Annotated in this window: 14 protein-coding genes; 9 read left to right on the top strand and 5 right to left on the bottom strand. The window is 46.1% G+C overall.

What is annotated here, in order from left to right; translation table 11 throughout:
• Positions 1 to 1,239, bottom strand: a complete 1,239-nt coding sequence (locus HQ43_RS05675; protein ID WP_036790946.1) for a M16 family metallopeptidase — start codon at positions 1,237 to 1,239, stop codon at positions 1 to 3.
• Positions 1,240 to 1,394: 155 nt separating this feature from the next.
• On the opposite strand from HQ43_RS05675, the gene HQ43_RS05670 reads away from it, so the two are divergent.
• The 6 genes from HQ43_RS05670 to HQ43_RS05650 all read left to right on the top strand — a co-directional run bounded on the left by HQ43_RS05670 (position 1,395) and on the right by HQ43_RS05650 (position 6,730).
• Positions 1,395 to 1,757 carry a PadR family transcriptional regulator gene (locus HQ43_RS05670; RefSeq protein ID WP_036790944.1) on the top strand — a complete coding sequence of 121 codons (363 nt, stop codon included), beginning with the start codon at positions 1,395 to 1,397 and terminating at the stop codon, positions 1,755 to 1,757.
• Between the two features lie 6 nt (positions 1,758 to 1,763).
• Complete coding sequence (locus HQ43_RS05665) at positions 1,764 to 2,828, top strand: PspC domain-containing protein (protein ID WP_036790941.1); 1,065 nt, start codon at positions 1,764 to 1,766, stop codon at positions 2,826 to 2,828.
• A gap of 143 nt (positions 2,829 to 2,971) precedes the next feature.
• Positions 2,972 to 4,138 (top strand): glycosyltransferase family 4 protein, encoded by a 1,167-nt coding sequence (locus HQ43_RS05660; protein ID WP_052090072.1) that lies wholly within the window; start codon positions 2,972 to 2,974, stop codon positions 4,136 to 4,138.
• A gap of 699 nt (positions 4,139 to 4,837) precedes the next feature.
• Positions 4,838 to 5,323, top strand: coding sequence for a YceD family protein (locus tag HQ43_RS05655; RefSeq protein ID WP_036790938.1), 486 nt, complete (start codon positions 4,838 to 4,840; stop codon positions 5,321 to 5,323).
• A 60-nt stretch (positions 5,324 to 5,383) separates the two neighbouring features.
• Positions 5,384 to 5,569: a 50S ribosomal protein L32 gene (gene rpmF, locus HQ43_RS09675; RefSeq protein ID WP_081964552.1), complete on the top strand. Its 186-nt coding sequence runs from the start codon at positions 5,384 to 5,386 to the stop codon at positions 5,567 to 5,569.
• Positions 5,570 to 5,713: 144 nt separating this feature from the next.
• Complete coding sequence (locus tag HQ43_RS05650) at positions 5,714 to 6,730, top strand: beta-ketoacyl-ACP synthase III (RefSeq protein ID WP_036790935.1); 1,017 nt, start codon at positions 5,714 to 5,716, stop codon at positions 6,728 to 6,730.
• 78 nt (positions 6,731 to 6,808) lie between these two features.
• Here the strand turns inward: HQ43_RS05650 and HQ43_RS05645 are convergent, their stop codons facing one another.
• The gene (locus HQ43_RS05645; protein WP_036790932.1) at positions 6,809 to 7,939 is read right to left on the bottom strand and encodes a hypothetical protein; all 1,131 of its coding nucleotides are present in this window, start codon (positions 7,937 to 7,939) and stop codon (positions 6,809 to 6,811) included.
• A gap of 11 nt (positions 7,940 to 7,950) precedes the next feature.
• Positions 7,951 to 9,762, bottom strand: a complete 1,812-nt coding sequence (locus tag HQ43_RS05640) for a Na/Pi cotransporter family protein (protein ID WP_036790930.1) — start codon at positions 9,760 to 9,762, stop codon at positions 7,951 to 7,953.
• 98 nt (positions 9,763 to 9,860) lie between these two features.
• Here HQ43_RS05640 and HQ43_RS05635 point away from each other — a divergent pair, with 98 nt between their 5' ends.
• Entirely contained in the window at positions 9,861 to 11,543 is a 1,683-nt protein-coding gene (locus tag HQ43_RS05635; protein WP_052103103.1) for a nucleoside kinase, read from the top strand.
• A gap of 71 nt (positions 11,544 to 11,614) precedes the next feature.
• Here HQ43_RS05635 and HQ43_RS05630 read toward each other — a convergent pair whose 3' ends face one another.
• Complete coding sequence (locus HQ43_RS05630) at positions 11,615 to 12,631, bottom strand: lysylphosphatidylglycerol synthase transmembrane domain-containing protein (RefSeq protein WP_036790927.1); 1,017 nt, start codon at positions 12,629 to 12,631, stop codon at positions 11,615 to 11,617.
• 74 nt (positions 12,632 to 12,705) lie between these two features.
• Between HQ43_RS05630 and rsmA the strand changes: the two genes are divergently transcribed.
• A complete protein-coding gene (rsmA, locus tag HQ43_RS05625; protein WP_036790924.1) occupies positions 12,706 to 13,533 on the top strand; it encodes a 16S rRNA (adenine(1518)-N(6)/adenine(1519)-N(6))-dimethyltransferase RsmA in 828 nt (275 codons plus the stop codon).
• Positions 13,530 to 14,891: a magnesium transporter gene (mgtE, locus tag HQ43_RS05620; protein ID WP_036790921.1), complete on the top strand. Its 1,362-nt coding sequence runs from the start codon at positions 13,530 to 13,532 to the stop codon at positions 14,889 to 14,891. The genes rsmA and mgtE overlap by 4 nt, the downstream gene beginning before the upstream one ends.
• Before the next feature lie 689 nt (positions 14,892 to 15,580).
• Here the strand turns inward: mgtE and HQ43_RS05610 are convergent.
• Positions 15,581 to 15,961 (bottom strand): VOC family protein, encoded by a 381-nt coding sequence (locus tag HQ43_RS05610; RefSeq protein WP_036790917.1) that lies wholly within the window; start codon positions 15,959 to 15,961, stop codon positions 15,581 to 15,583.
• Between the last annotated feature and the right edge of the window lie 4 nt (positions 15,962 to 15,965).

Genomic DNA, 15,965 nt, shown 5'->3' with positions numbered 1-15,965 from the left:
CTATTCTGTCTGTTCGGAGCCGTTGTAGACCAACGCCAACCTGTTGTTTTTGTCGAACATCCGCTGTGCCGCCGCTTGAATCTGCTCGGCAGTGATGGCGCGGATCTTGTCTATAATCACCTCCAAAGGTTCAAACTCTTTGTCGTAGAGCGACAACTTCCCGAGAGACAGAAAGGTCTGCTCTGTCTGCTCTGCACTTATGGAGAGCTGTCCGGCTGTCTGTTTAAGAGCCGCTTGAAGCCTTGCCGGAGAGAGCTTATTCTGCATCAACTCATCCAAAATCCGGTGTACCAGATTCAATGCACGCTTGCGATAGCCGGGATCGCAACCGAAATAGATCTGCCAATAGCCTGCATCGCTAAGCCCGGTAAGGGATGCCTCCACGTTGTAGACCCATCCGCGCTTCTCCCGAAGAGCCACATTCAGACGGCTGTTCATGCCCGGACCGCCAAGGATGTTCATCAGGACAGAGGCAGACTGCCTCTCTTTGTCGTACATATCGGGACCCATGCCGCCAAGAACCACATGACTCTGATAAGAACCGCGCTCCACCTCGTGCAGAGAAGAGGTAAGGAGCTTTTGAGGAGCCTGCGAAGAGATCTCGGAAAGGGATGCAAAAGGATCGAAATGACGCTCTCCCAGCTCTATGATACGCTTCAGATTGGTGGGTCCCATACAGAAAAAGAGCATTCTGTCGGGGGTAAAGTTGTCCCGGACATAGCGGACACAATCCTCTCTTGTCATCTTCAGAAGCGACTCTTTAGTGCCAAGAATCCTTCTGCCTAACGGATGACCGGGAAAAAGAAGCGCCTCAAAGTCGTCGAAGATCTGCTCTCCGGGCGTGTCTTTATAGACGTTGATCTCGTCCATCACCACGGTTCGCTCCCTCTCCAGTTCGTGTACGGGGAATGTGGAACGAAAGCATATATCTCCGATCAACTCCATTGAACGTCCGATCTCACCCTTAGGCGCAATGGTATATATAAATGTATCCTCTTTCGTGGTAAAGGCATTGAGCTCTCCGCCGATGGCTTCCATCCTGTTGAGTATATGCCATGCCTTTCGCCCAGTAGTGCCCTTAAACAGCATGTGTTCAACGAAGTGAGCGATGCCTTCTATACCTTCCGTTTCGTGCCGTGTACCGGATCGGATGCCCATACCGGCGTATGTCACGGCTCCTTTGGTGGGAAGAAAAACCACTCTGATACCGTTACTGAGTGTGTAGTGCTCTATTTTCATCGTGGGAAGTTACAAATTCTTTTTCATACGTACCGTTGCAGAGGTCTATCCGAAGCTGTTCGGGAAATTTATTTTAAAGAATAAAGGTAGTTTGTATTGCACAATACCAAATTTGTATTATCTTTGCAGTGAAATACCAAGAACAGACAAAAGATATGCTAGCAGTAGAAAATGTAAAGTCGCAAATGAGAAAAGGGATACTGGAGTACTGTATCCTGCTCATCGTAAGCCAGAAAGAGGCTTACAGCAACGACATTATAACCCAGCTGAAAGCTACGGAGCTGATAGTGGTGGAAGGTACTCTCTATCCGCTTCTGACGAGATTAAAAAACGATGGATTGCTATCCTACGTTTGGATTGAGAGCACTCAGGGTCCCCCTCGAAAATATTACAGACTCACCCCAAAAGGGCAGGAGTTTCTGAACGAACTGCATCCTGCATGGGAAGAGATACGTAAAGCGGTAGACGGCCTTGCGGCTAAAAGCATAGAACTTAATAACCCTCCTATTTCTGAGTAACAGACGATGAAAAAGACCGAAACAGTAAGCATTGCCAAGCGTTCGTTTCAGATAGAGAACGATGCGTATAACCTGCTGGATAGCTACATCCGTAACCTTGAGGCTCACTTCGCCAAAAGTGATCCTTCGGGGGAGATAGTGGCAGACATAGAAGAACACATTGCCGAGCTTTTTGAGGAACACACCCGCCAAGGAGTGTATGTGCTCACCATGGAGGATATTAAAAGCGTCATAGAGAGAGTGGGTAGCGTGGATGAGATCATCCATAGCGATCCGGAGAGTGAAGCGCAACAGGAGAAGAAGCCGGGCAGTGAAACACCTCCTCTCCCCCCTTTACCTCCGAAGTCTCGTCCTCGTCAGCGGAGAAAGACCTACTATCGCCATCCGACCAACAGGTGGTTCGGCGGTGTGCTTGGCGGACTCGGTTCGTACTTTAAGATAGATCCGCTCTTCCTTCGCCTTATTACCCTCCTGCTGTTGCTCACTCCGATGAGTTACTACATCATAGTGCTGTACGTTGCCGTATGGTTCTACATCAACGAAGCGAAGAGCATCGCCGAACTTCTTGAGATGGAAGGAGAAGAGGTTACAGCCAATACCATCTGGCAGAAAGTATCTTCATCCGCAAGCTCATCCGGCTTGGGAGAAGAGAGAAGCGGCTCCTCGCCGATTCCCGGAAGCTTCAATCGTCTGAAAGAGGAGGCAGACAGAATACTCCCGGTAGAGAACAAGCAGAAGCGCACCATCCTTATCACGGCAATGGTAGCCGTCGGAGCCATCCTGCTGATAGCTCTTCCGTTCCTTCTGTACAAGACACACATGTTTGGCAGCTACTTCTATATGGGCAACACATTCAATCACCTTGTAGATAACGTGCTACCGACATTTGCCGGAACATTCGGAGTGTTCATCCTTATACCGATCATCCTCCTCATCCTGCTTGTAATGGTGTTCTTCTTTGCACTTTCGGTGGTACCCACGGGGCTTATTCTGCGCACCGAAAAGTGGAATATATACACCAAAACCATACTGATAGTGCTATGGTTCATATTCTTAAGCTGGGTTTTCTAAAACACTAAACATAAACTTCTTCAGAGAAGAGGTTAGAAGTCGGGCTCTGTTTGGATTAGAGATTTGTAGAGTTCCGATTTCTAACCTCTTTGTTTTTCCGAACGTAATAGTTTTCTTACCTTTGCTTCAAACGAGATCATCCCATGAGTAAAGAGAATTCCGCCATAGTGGTAGGCTTCGATGCCAAGCGCATCGTAAAGAATCAGACCGGTTTAGGTAATTATAGCAGATACATCGTAGAAACTCTTGCGAGATATGCTCCGGAGGTTACGCAACTCCTTTCGACTGCCGAAGTGGGCAAGAAGGAGCTGTACGAGAGTCTGCTTGCCTACTCGCAAGTGAAGCTGGTACTGCCTCCAAGCAGCATCTTCAACAGAATGCCCTACTTCCAAGCCTATTGGAGAAACAAAGGGGCACTGCCTCAACTTCGAGGCAAAGGCATGACCATCTACCATGGTCTGTCCAATGAGCTGCCATCGGACATTACCACGCTGGATGTCCCGTCCGTGGTTACGATGCACGACTTGATATACGAGCGGTTCCCACAGTTCTACTCCCCCGTTGATGTAAAGCTGTACAGACACAAGTACGAACGCTCTTGCCGGGAAGCCACACACATCATCGCCGTAAGCGAATGCACCAAAAGAGATCTCATCGAAATCTATAAAATCCCCGAAAATAAGATAAGCGTCATCTATCAGGGATGCGCCGGAATCTTCAGGAAAAGGCTGACACCGTTTCAGATAGACAAGGTTACCGGTGAGTATCTTCTGCCTTCGGAATACATCCTGACCGTAGGCACGGTGGAAGAGAGAAAGAATGCGGGGCTCATCGTGGAGGCTCTCAGCAAGATGAAAAACAGCATCATCCCGCTGGTCATCGTAGGCAGAGAGACCAAGTATGCCTATAAAGTGAAACAGATAGCCCACCGTCTCGGTGTGGAACATCGCCTGATATTCCTCGAAGGAGTGCCCTCTCAGGATCTGCCTGCCATGTATCAAGGGGCTTCTCTGTTTGTCTATCCCTCCCTCTATGAAGGCTTCGGTATTCCGGTATTGGAGGCTCTTTGCAGCCGGATACCGGTGATAGCCGCCACCGGCAGCTGTCTGGAAGAGGCAGGAGGACCGCATTCACTCTACTGCAACCCCAAGGATGCCGATGATCTTGCACAGCTTATGGACAGGGCTTTGGAGGATGAAGAGCTGAGAAAAAAGATGATTGCGGAAGGAGAAGAGTGGAGCAAAAAATTCCTGCCGGAGCATACGGCGGTTCAGCTGACCGAACTCTACCGAACGCTCCAACAACAATAGAATAAAAAAGTGCCTTTTTTCAGACCTCTGAGAAAGGGCATTTTTATATATTCCATACCGAAAAATGCTCACTTTTTTCGGTCTCTCTATTTTGGTCGGAGGGGTCGTTTCCGGAGCACGACCGAACTGTTAAATTCACCCCGATTTATTAACACAATTTCCGACACCTATTTACCCAAAACGATAAAGCAGTATATTTTGTCGGCTTAACGTGTTTAATTTTTCAATGAACACGTTTACCGATTTCATTAAACACGTTTACCGGATTCGATTAACGTGTTTAGCCAGAATCATTAAAACGCTAATAATCAACCGACTACGCATTTTTACCCTAAAATGCGCCTGAAAAGGTGAATTTCTTTATTAGGAAACGTTTACAGAAGAGAGCGTTAAAATTTACACCTATTAACGCGAAAAGTGCCCATCAAACGGACTGAGAAAAAATTTTTTCCGAGAATGCGCTGGTTTTGTATCCTTTTGATTATTAGGAATTTCAGGGCATACTTAGACATTCGGAGGCCAAAATCGGGGCAGAAAGGCCCTCCAAGCGAAGGAGAAGAGAGAGTCCGATTTTTATATAAAAGCTCCCTGGCAAAAAAGGTGTTCGGACAGGCTCTTCCGGACAAATCTGAACGGACACATTGCCAAACAACGAAAAAGTTGTACCTTTGCAGAGATTTATACACCTCAAGGCACAGGATGAACGCATATACCATCTCTTTCAAGAGCATCAAACAAGACGAAGAGACCTTTGAGTTTCCTCTCGATTCGGGCTTTTGGAAGAGGCAGGAGAGTGATGAAATCCTGGATGGAGATGTCATGGCAATAGTTCACGTTGCTCACGGAGCGGGCGGAACGTTTGAGTTGGAGCTTGATTTTCAAGGCACAGTGTCTGTGGCTTGTCATCGCTGTACCGCTCCACTCACTGTGGATGTAGATTCTGTGTCTGAGCTTGTGGTAAAGTACGGAGACGAATATTTGGATAACGGCGATGACCTTATCATTATTCCGGAAAGAGAAGGTACGCTTGATCTCTCGGAGATCATGTACGAACTTGTTCTCTTTTCTCTGCCTTTTACCTGCAAGCACCCTATTGATGAGTGCAATCCGGAGATGCTAAAGTATCTCGCCGGCTCTGAAGAAGCGGAGGAGGATGCCGACGAATGGGAAGAGGATGAAGAGTGATACTCCGGACGGAGTGTCTTTAGGCTTTTGGAACTAATGAACAAATAAAAATAATAGACTATGGCACATCCTAAACGAAGACAGTCGAAGGCTAGAACAGCCAAGCGTAGATCTCATGATCACGCAGTAGTACCTACAATTGCTAAGTGTCCAAACTGTGGCGCATGGCATAGATATCACACCATCTGCGGTGAATGTGGATACTACAGAGGTCGTATCGCTATCGAAAAAGGCGAAAACCTATAACCCTCTTTAGAGGTAGGCAATGGGAGACATTCTGAGACATAAATAGAAGTCGACCGCCAAAGCACTAAGCTATCTGTTCTTTTTCTCGAAAAGATTGAGTAGCTTAGTGTTTTCTTTTTACACTATGTACCAAACACTAATAACATGAACAGAATTCACGCAGCCATTACTGCAGTAGGCGGATATGTTCCCGACAAAATAGTTACCAACGATGATATCGCCCAAATGGTGGATACATCGGACGAGTGGATCATGACTCGTGTCGGTATCAAAGAAAGACGTAAACTGGAAGATCCTCAGCTCGGATCTTCATACTTGGCAATTCAGGCCGTAAAAGATATGCTCGAAAGACACAGCATAGACCCTAAAGAGATAGAGGCTATCGTGCTTTCGACCAACTCCCCGGACTATCCGATACCCAATACATCCAGCCGTGTGGCTCTGGAAACAGGCTGTACCAACGCATTCGCATTCGATATATGCGCGGCATGCCCCGGCTTCCTCTATGGTCTTGAAATCGCATCGGGCTTTATCATGAGCGGTCGATACAAGAAAGTACTTGTGGTATGTACGGAAAAGATGTCCGCCATCATAGACCCGCAAGACCGTGCCACCGCTCCTCTATTCGGGGATGGAGCAGGCTGTGCTCTGATAGAACCTTGCGCTCCGGAGTATGGACTGCAAGACTCTATCATACGTACAGACGGGACAGGACTTCCTCACCTTACAATCAAGGCAGGCGGATCTATCCAGCGTCCTACGACAGACACCGTGGAAAACAGAGAGCACTATGTGTTCCAAGACGGACAGACCGTGTTCAAAGCCGCTGTATCTTCCATGGGAGATACCACTCTGGAGCTTATGGAACGCAACAACCTCTCTGCCGATGACATTAAATGGGTGGTTCCTCATCAGGCTAATATGCGCATCATAGACGCTGTGGCAAGAAGAATGGGCTTCTCTAAAGAGCAGCTTGAAGAGAAAGTGATGATCAACATTCACAAGTTCGGCAACACAAGCTCCGCTACTATTCCGATCTGCTTATGGGAATGGGAAAAAGATCTTAAAAAGGGAGACAAACTGGTTCTTACAGCTTTCGGTGCAGGATTTACCTGGGGCTCTTCCTACATCGTCTGGGCATACGACTACGACAAGAAGTAACGGTTCATCCTTCCAAGACATAAAAAAAGAAGAGATACTCGGTTGGAGTATCTCTTCTTTTTTTTATTGTATTCGAGACTACAGCTCTTTAATGTACGCCCTTCTTGTCTTGTGATGTACACGCTCGAAGTAGTTCCACTGCATCTGAACAGCCTGATTGCTTTCCAGTTCAGGGTTACTTTCACAATATTCCACCCCAAGCCTTTGGAAAATAGGGATAAGATCTCGGAAGATGAGAGCATTGATCCCTTTGTTTTGATACTCCGGCAAGATTCCGATGAGGTAAAGATCGACCACTTTGGGGCGTGATTTCAAAGCCTTCAGCAGGTGTAAAATACCCATAGGATAGAGCTTCCCTTTGGCTTTCTGCATGGCACGACTAAGATTCGGAAGAGAGATGGCAAAACCTATAACCTTATCGTCCGGTTCCTGAGTAATAACCGTAACCAACTCTATCCGCAACATCGGAAGATATGTTTTGACATAGAACTCTATCTGTTCCGTAGAAAGCTCGGAAAATCCGTACAGATGCGCGTAGGCTTTATTGAGAGTATAGAAGATACTCTTTATGTATGGCATAATCTCCTTTACGGATGAGAACTTCCGCACTTTCAGATTATATTTTTGCTGTACAAGATCTGCTATACGCAAATGCTTTTCGGGAATCTCTTTGGGGACGTATATCTTATACTCTTTCCAGTCTTGATCTTTCTGGTATCCCAATGCCTCTATCTGCTTGGGATAGTAGGGATAGTTGTAGATAGTTGCAATGGTTCCAAGCTGATCGAAACCGTGAACAAGAAGCCCTTGATGATCCAAATCTGAAAAGCCCATAGGGCCGTGGATGATCTCCATTCCCTGTTTACGACTCCACGCTTCTACGGCATGAAACAGAGCAGAAGAGACTTCCGGATCATCAATGAAATCAACCCAGCCAAAACGTGCATAGGACTGGTTCCAAACCTCATTGGATTTATAATTGATGATACCGGCTATACGCCCCGCAACTTCTCCGTCTTTGTAGGCAAGAAAATAGATCACATCGCAAAACTGAAATGCCGGGTTCTTCTTGCTGTCGAGCGTAACCAATTCTTCCGACTCGATCTGGGGGACAAAGTACGGATTGCCTTTGTAGAGCTTTCTGGGAAAAGCCACAAAGGCTTTCATATCCTCCCTTGTCCGGGCTTCTCTTATCTCTATTTTGCTCATGAATGTTCCGATTAAAATCTCTTTTCTACCACTGCTTGTACTACATTAAGAATATAGTCGCCCAAACGTTCTCCCTCGTTAATGATGTCGTGGTAGTAAACTCCCTCCTGATAAGTATATTCTTTAGAGTTTATCTCATCAAGACTACTGATCTGAACATCATTGCGGAAGTTGTTTATTGCATTTTCGATATTGTATGACTCCAATGCATCATCCGGTTGGACTTCCGACTTCGATAGTATGAAGTTCATCCGCTGGAGAGCCTTGGCGTTCAGATCCAAAAGATGCAAGATATTCTTTTGCATCTGAGGCGTGGAGTTCGCTTTATGATCTTCTCTCCGCTTAATATTCTTGGCAAGATTGTAGCAAGAGTCGCCGATACTTTCTATCTCTGTTACGGCACGTATGATGTTGCGAATATGTTCCTTACCTTCGGCACTCAATCGACCTTCACTTACTTTTGAGAGATAGTTTGCAATCTCCAGTTCCATACGGTCGCAGATGTTTTCATACTTCTCAACACGATTGTAGGTCTCTGCAAATTTCTCTTCATCTTCCTCCACAACCAGCTCTTTTACCATATCGAGCATGCGTGATGTGCGCTCTCCAAATACTGCCATCTCTTTCTGAGCCTGTGCAATGGAAAGCTCGGCCGTGGAAAGCATACCGAACGATATATATTTCAACTGGAACTCCTCGCCCTTGCTCTTCTGCTTTTTATCAGGAATAATCTTGCGACAGATGTAAACATAAACATTTACAAACCATATCATGATCAAGACGTTGAAAACATTAAACAGCGAGTGGAATAGAGATAGACCGAAAGAAACAGCCGTTATACCGGTATTCCGCATCTCAATATCTCGCAAAAGAGCCGGATCTGAAACCTGACTGACATCGGTCTCCAGTAGAGATGCCCGTTCCGGACCTAAGTCTGCAAGGAAATCGAATAGCATTCTTGGATCGCCCGGTCCATAGTTGGAAATAATATGAACAACCAGCTTAATGAATGGCGTAAAGAATATAAGGGCAAAAAGCACCCCGAAGACGTTGAACAGCAAGTGGGCTATGGCTGTACGACGAGCAGTAACATTAGCTCCGATGGCTGCGATATTTGCGGTAATGGTTGTTCCGATATTCTCTCCCAAAACCATTGCAGTGGCAAGCTCGAAAGAGATCCAGCCTTTAGAACACATGATAAGTGTTATTGCAACGGTTGCACTGGAGGATTGAACCACAACGGTAAGAATGGTTCCGATAAACATAAACAGGATTGTAGAACCGAATCCACCGGAAGCATAATCCTTTAGAAACTCCAATGCTTGAGGGTGATTCTTAAGATCCGGTACGCTGTCTTTGAGATACTGCAAGCCAATAAACAGGAAAGCAAAACCTATGATAAACTCTCCCCAAGACTTCCTATTACTCTTTCCCGAAAAGATAAAAGGGATACTGAGGGCAACGATGGGTACTGCATAAGTGGCAATATCTATCTTAAAGCCAAAGAGAGAAATGACCCACGCCGTAACGGTAGTACCGATATTTGCCCCCATGATAACGGAGATTGCCTGCCCCAATGTAACAAGCCCGGCATTGGCAAACGATACAACCATAAGGGTTGTAGCACTGGAAGACTGCACTAAAATGGTTATGAGCAAACCGGTAAAGATTCCAAAGACCCGGTTACTCGTCATGGCAGAAAGGAAATTGCGCAACCTGTCTCCGGCTATCTTTTGCAATCCTTCACTCATCACCTTCATCCCATAGAGGAATATACCCAAAGATCCTATGAGTTGAAGTATTTGAAAAAAACCAAAATTCATGTTTATGTAGCTTAGAATATTAGAAGCAGAAGTAGTAAATAAGTTTTTCGCTATCTTTACCTTTGTACAAAATAAATCAAAAAAAACCGAGTATAGAAATGAATAGCAGATTAAACATCGTTTTATCTCAAAAAAATAGAAGTATATCAGTTCCGAAGGGGATTACTCCTCTCGAAATTTTCAACCAGTATATGGAGCCGATGAGTGCTCCGATAATGAATGCCCAGATAAACCATAAGACCGTTTCTTTAGCAGAACCTCTTTACGAAGAGTGTAACATCAGCTTTGTGGACTACACTCAAGAGTCCGGGATGAGAACCTATCTCCGAACATTTATTGCGTTATTGAGTAGAGCAGCGGTAAACCTTTCGGACTTAAGAGATCCGAGAATAGACTTCGAGCATGCCATATCCAACGGATATTATTGTGCTTGGGGATCAAGAGAGAATACACCTACTGCTTCTGAGGTTGAGGCACTAAGCCAAGAAATGAGATCTCTGATAAAGCGGGCTCTCCCTATAAATATCATCTCCATGCCTACGGATTCTGCCATAGAGTATCTCGAACAACGTGGAGAAGCATCAACGGCAGAGATGATCCGGACATTGGGGCGATGCTACACGCCTTTAGTGGAAATAGAAGGTCATAGAGACTATATCTTCGGAAACGTTTTACCGAATACAAGTATGCTTTGGGATTTTATCTTAGAGCCTTTTCAGGATGGGATATTGATCCGTCTGCCTAAAAGATCCAATCACAAAGAGATCAACGAAAAGACCAACCAACCAAAACTTCTCGAAACATTCAAGAATCACATCGAACTTCTTCGGACTCTGGATGTCGAAGAAGCCGGACCGATGAACTGCCTCCTTAGAGATAAAGACACAGCAGCAGAGCTTGTACAAGTATCAGAAGCAATGCAAGAGAAGCAGATTGCCGATATTGCACAGGAGATCTCTTCGCTTCATGCAGAAAGAGGAGTGAGAATAGTACTCATTGCCGGTCCATCCTCTTCGGGCAAGACAACAACATCAAAACGTCTGAGGACCCAGCTTATCACCAATCTTCTGCGCCCATTCACTCTTTCGTTGGACGACTTCTTTGTCAATAGAGAAGAGACTCCTCTGAACGAAGACGGCACATACGACTTCGAGAGTATCTATGCCTTGGATTTGCCATACCTGAATGAGACACTTTCCAAAATCGTTGCAGGAGAAGAGGTAGAGCTTCCCACTTTCGACTTCACCACCGGTTCGAGAGTGTTCAAAGGCAATAAACTGAAACTGGGAAAAGAGCATATCCTGATCATCGAAGGTATTCACGCTCTCAATCCGGAGCTGACATCCCAAATCCCTCAAGAGAAGATTTACAGAATATATGTATCGGCACTTACCAGCATCACCCTGGATCGTCTCAACTTTCTATCTACTTCGGACAACAGACTGATAAGGAGAATCATTCGAGACTCAAAGTATCGTAACCACAGCGCAGTGCATACACTTGCCATGTGGAACAGCGTAAGAAGAGGAGAAGAGAAGTGGATATTCCCCTTCCAGGAGAATGCAGATGTTATGTTCAACAGTGCCATGCTGTACGAGTTGGCAGCTCTTCGTCCCATTGCAGAGCCTATACTTCGAGCCGTCAAGCAGATCGAGCCGGAGTATGCCGAGGCACAGAGATTGCTGCATCTGCTTTCGCACTTCGAGCCGATAGGGTTGCGTTCTCTGCCTCCAACCTCTCTGCTAAGAGAGTTTATCGGGGGAAGCAGCTTCAAGTACTAAGTTCACTCTACCATAAAAAAAGGGACTACATCATCCGGATGCAGCCCCTTTTTCTATCCCTATAACAGATTTCAAATCTCCTTCTCACGCATCTTTCGGCTCTTGTTGGCAGAATAGAGAGGCAGGAGGAATATTGCCACAAGTCCGCAAATGGTTATCCACAGCGTCTGTATGGTGTGCACAATGAGGGCAAACTGCTCCGCGCTCTCCCGTGCAACGGCAAAAGAGGTCAAGGTAACTATAACCATAAAGTGCCATGCTCCTATACCAGCCTGAACGGGAGCCGCCACAGCAATGCTGCTCATCGTAAATGTGAGCAGACCTATCCCCGGTCCAAGCTCTCGTGTGAACGGGAAAGCATAAAACGTTGTATAGAAAAAGCAGAAATATCCTACCCATATCAAAAGCGTGTACAGCAGGAAGAGCCATTTCTTATCCAGATCTTTGATGCTCAATATCCCTTTCCACACATTCAGGGCAAACTCCTTGATCTTTTTCACAAAAGCGGACTCTCTGGTAAAGTAGTAGAGCACCCCGCAAAGGAGGATAAAAGCCAACAGTCCGACATACAGCCACACGGATGAGAGGAGAGCCAAGATACCGCTTGAGCCTGACGGGGAAGATGAGAAAAATCCGGTAAAGAAATCCAAATTGTATCCCAGCATCAGCACCACGAGCAGACCTACCACCACAACATCCGAAACCCTGTCGACAAGAAGTGTACCCAAGAGTTTGGAGAATCCTATACCCGAATATTGAGACATCGCTCCGCACCTCCACACTTCACCCATACGGGGAAAAGCCATATTCACGGCATAGTTACCTAACGTTGTGAGTATCGAATGAGCCATGCGGGGAGCCTCGTTTGTTGCCCGAATAAGCAAGTTCCACCTCATGCCCCGAAAGATATTGGCAACGAGTCCAAACAGCAAAGAAAAGGCGAGCACTCCGTAGTCTATATCCTCTCTCAATGTCTTCAAGAGTTCTTGCTTTTCGAGATCGCGGTAGAGCAACCAAAAAATAAAAATTCCAAGAAAGAGTGGCAGCAACACCTTCAAGCTCTTTTTGAAAGCCGGTCTTATAGTCATATCTCTTTTTATATAGCCGCATAAGCGGCTTTTTTGTAATTTTGTCCTATTACTGCGCAAAGATACCAAATAAGATGAAGAGCGTAAGAGCAAAAAAATATTTGGGACAACACTTCCTTCGAGACGAAGATATCGCCTACCGCATAGCCGAGACGATGTCCGGCAGTCCGCTTCCCATTTTGGAAGTAGGACCCGGTATGGGAGTGCTTACGAAGTATCTCCTCCGGATGGGAAGGCAGGTAAAAGTCGCAGAAATAGATACAGAGTCCGTCTCTTACCTCAAAACGCACTATCCTTCGCTGGAAGGAGACATCATCGAAGGCGATTTCTTGCAGATGGATCTCTCCCTCATTTTCGACGGAGAGTCGTTTGCCGTCATCGGCAACTACCCCTACAACATATCCTCACAGATCTTCTTCAAGATTTTAGAGCATAAAGAGTACATCCCGCTATGTAGCGGCATGCTCCAAAAAGAGGTGGCAGAGCGGTTGGCATCCCCTCCCGGATCGAAAGATTACGGTATTCTGAGTGTCTTCCTGCAAGCGTGGTACGATGTCGAGTATCTTTTCACCGTCGGACGCGAAGTGTTTCTACCACCTCCGAAAGTGCAGAGCGGCGTAATCATCTTACGCCGCAACGGCAGGAAAGAGTTGGGATGCGACGAAAAGATGTTCCGCAGAGTGGTCAAGACGGCATTCAATCAACGCAGAAAGACGATGCGCAATTCTCTTCGTCCTCTTCTCGGAACAGACTATCCCGACTATGCAGATCCTGTTTTCAACAAACGCCCGGAGCAGCTCAGTGTAGAAGATTTCATAACTCTAACCCTCCGCCTCACACCTCACATTCTATCGCAACAGAGTGCAGAGACACAGGGTTCTAAAACTTGCTCAGACCTATGATAGACTTTCAAAAAAGCTTTATAGAGGAGCTAACAAAAGAGATAAACCAAGACAATAAGGCAGCCGTAAAAGAGCTTATAAAGGATCTTTACCCTGCCGACATTGCCGAGCTTTTCACGCTGCTCTCTTTGGACGAGACGCTGTACGTCTATCGGGTTCTGGAAGGAGAGGATGCGGCGGATGCGCTGATGGAGCTGGACGAGGACGAACGTGCTAAAATCCTCGACCGTCTTTCCAGTGAAGAGATCGCCACAACCTTTATCGACAACATGGATACCGACGATGCGGTGGATCTCATGCGTGAGCTGGACGAAGACCAAAAGGAAGACATCCTCTCTCACATCGCGGACGTAGAGCAGGCGGGCGAGATCATCGACCTCTTGAAGTACGATGAAGACACAGCCGGGGGCTTCATGTCCACCGAAATGATCGTGATAAATGAAAACTGGAGTATGCCCAAGTGCGTGGAAGAGATGCGTGCGCAGGCAGAAGAGTTGAATGAAATTTATTACATCTACGTGGTGGACGATCAGGAGAGACTGCGTGGAGTGCTGCCCATAAAGAAGGTAATCACCAACCCGTCCGTCGCCAAGGTGAAGCACGTGATGAAGAAAGATCCTATCTCCGTCCGGGACAATGAACCGATAGAAGAGGCCATCAACGTGATCGAAAAGTACGACTTGGTAGCTGTTCCCGTAGTAGACGAGATAGACAGACTCTTAGGGATCATCACCGTGGACGATGTAGTGGACAAGATGCGCGATATTCACGAAAGGGACTATCAACTTGCATCCGGTATCACGCAAGACATCGAGACAACGGACAACATCGTTCGCCAAACCGCTGCACGCCTGCCGTGGCTGCTGATAGGTATGGCAGGAGGGATAGGCAACTCCGTCATCCTCGGCGGTTATGAGCATATCTTTGCTTCCAATCCTACGCTACCGCTCTTCATTCCGCTTATCGGGGGAACGGGAGGAAACGTCGGGATACAATCTTCGGCAATCATCGTGCAAGGTCTTGCCAACAATACCATCAAGGAGGGATCGCTTTGGAGCCTTGTAACAAAGGAGATTGCCGTCTCATTGATCAACGCCAGCATCATCTCTTTGGTCGTATTTGTGTACAACTACTTCTATCTCAAAGATATGATCGTAATGGCATCGGTCTCCATTTCTCTCTTTTCCGTGGTCATGTTTGCGAGTATATTCGGGACATTTGTCCCTTTGATGCTGGAGAGACTCAAGCTCGACCCTGCAAGAGCAACGGGTCCGTTCATCACCATCAGTAACGACCTTATAGGTATGTTTATCTATATGTTGGTTACCTCCATGCTTACCTCCTATTTCCTTCCATAGAGGCAGCAGTTTGGAAGAGCAGTGGAGAGACTCTTTTTCACCTCTTTTTTGTTCCGATTTTGGTCAGAATTATGCCCCCTTCCGATGGGAGCTTTTATATAAAAACGCCTCTTGAGAAGTCTCTCTTGAGGCGTCTCTTTTTTCTGCCGTTTTATGATGAAACATTTCATTAAAAGGAATAATCATCTGACAATAAAGCAGATAATGAAAATCTTAAATTTGGCATCGGCTCTCTCTTTGTGCGGTTTCATGCCCCAAATTCGCGTTAATAAAAATCAAAATCGGAGCACTCGTCTGTAAACATATCCTAATGCAGATTTTCTCCTTTTTATGTCTCCAAAAGCACAAAAACGGCTAAATCTCTAATAATCAACAGATAGAACAAAAATTCTAAACACGTTAATTGAATCCGGTAAACGTATTAAATGAAATCGGTAAACACGTTTATTGATTTCGGTTAATACTTTAAGCCGACAAAATATACTGCTTTATCGTTTTGAATGAACAGGTATCGAAAATGGTGTTAACAAACCGGGGCGAATTTAACAGTCCGGTCGTGCTCCGGAAATGACCCCTCCGACCAAAATAGAGAACAAGAAAAAAGTGAGCATTTTTCGGGATGGAATATATAAAAAAAGCCCTCCGAAAAGGGCTTCTTAAAGGTGCGGGAAAAAGGCTTACACAAGAGGTCAGCCTCTCTTAAGAGGAAGGATTTCTATCCAGTATCCGTCGGGATCGGAAATGAAGTAGAGACCCATGGATTCGTTTTCGTAGCAGATGCAGTCCATCTGACGGTGATACTCTCTTGCTTCATCGTAGTCTCCCGGAACTCTTACGCAGAGATGAAACTCGTTATCACCCAGATTATAGGGTCTGTCCCAATCTCTTAACCATGTCAGCTCAAGCGTAAATCCGGTCTTGCCATCCCCAAGATAAACAAGGATGAAAGAGCCGTCGGATGCCTCTTTTCTACGTACTTCTTTCAGGCCGAGAGCCTGTTCATAAAACTTCAGACTGCGCTCCAAGTCTGTTACGTTATAGTTAAAATGGTCGAACTGTGCAGAAATCATGTGA

The sequence above is a fragment of the Porphyromonas canoris genome, from assembly GCF_000769115.1.
GTDB lineage: Bacteria > Bacteroidota > Bacteroidia > Bacteroidales > Porphyromonadaceae > Porphyromonas_A > Porphyromonas_A canoris.
This window is presented reverse-complemented; position numbering and strand designations above follow the sequence as displayed.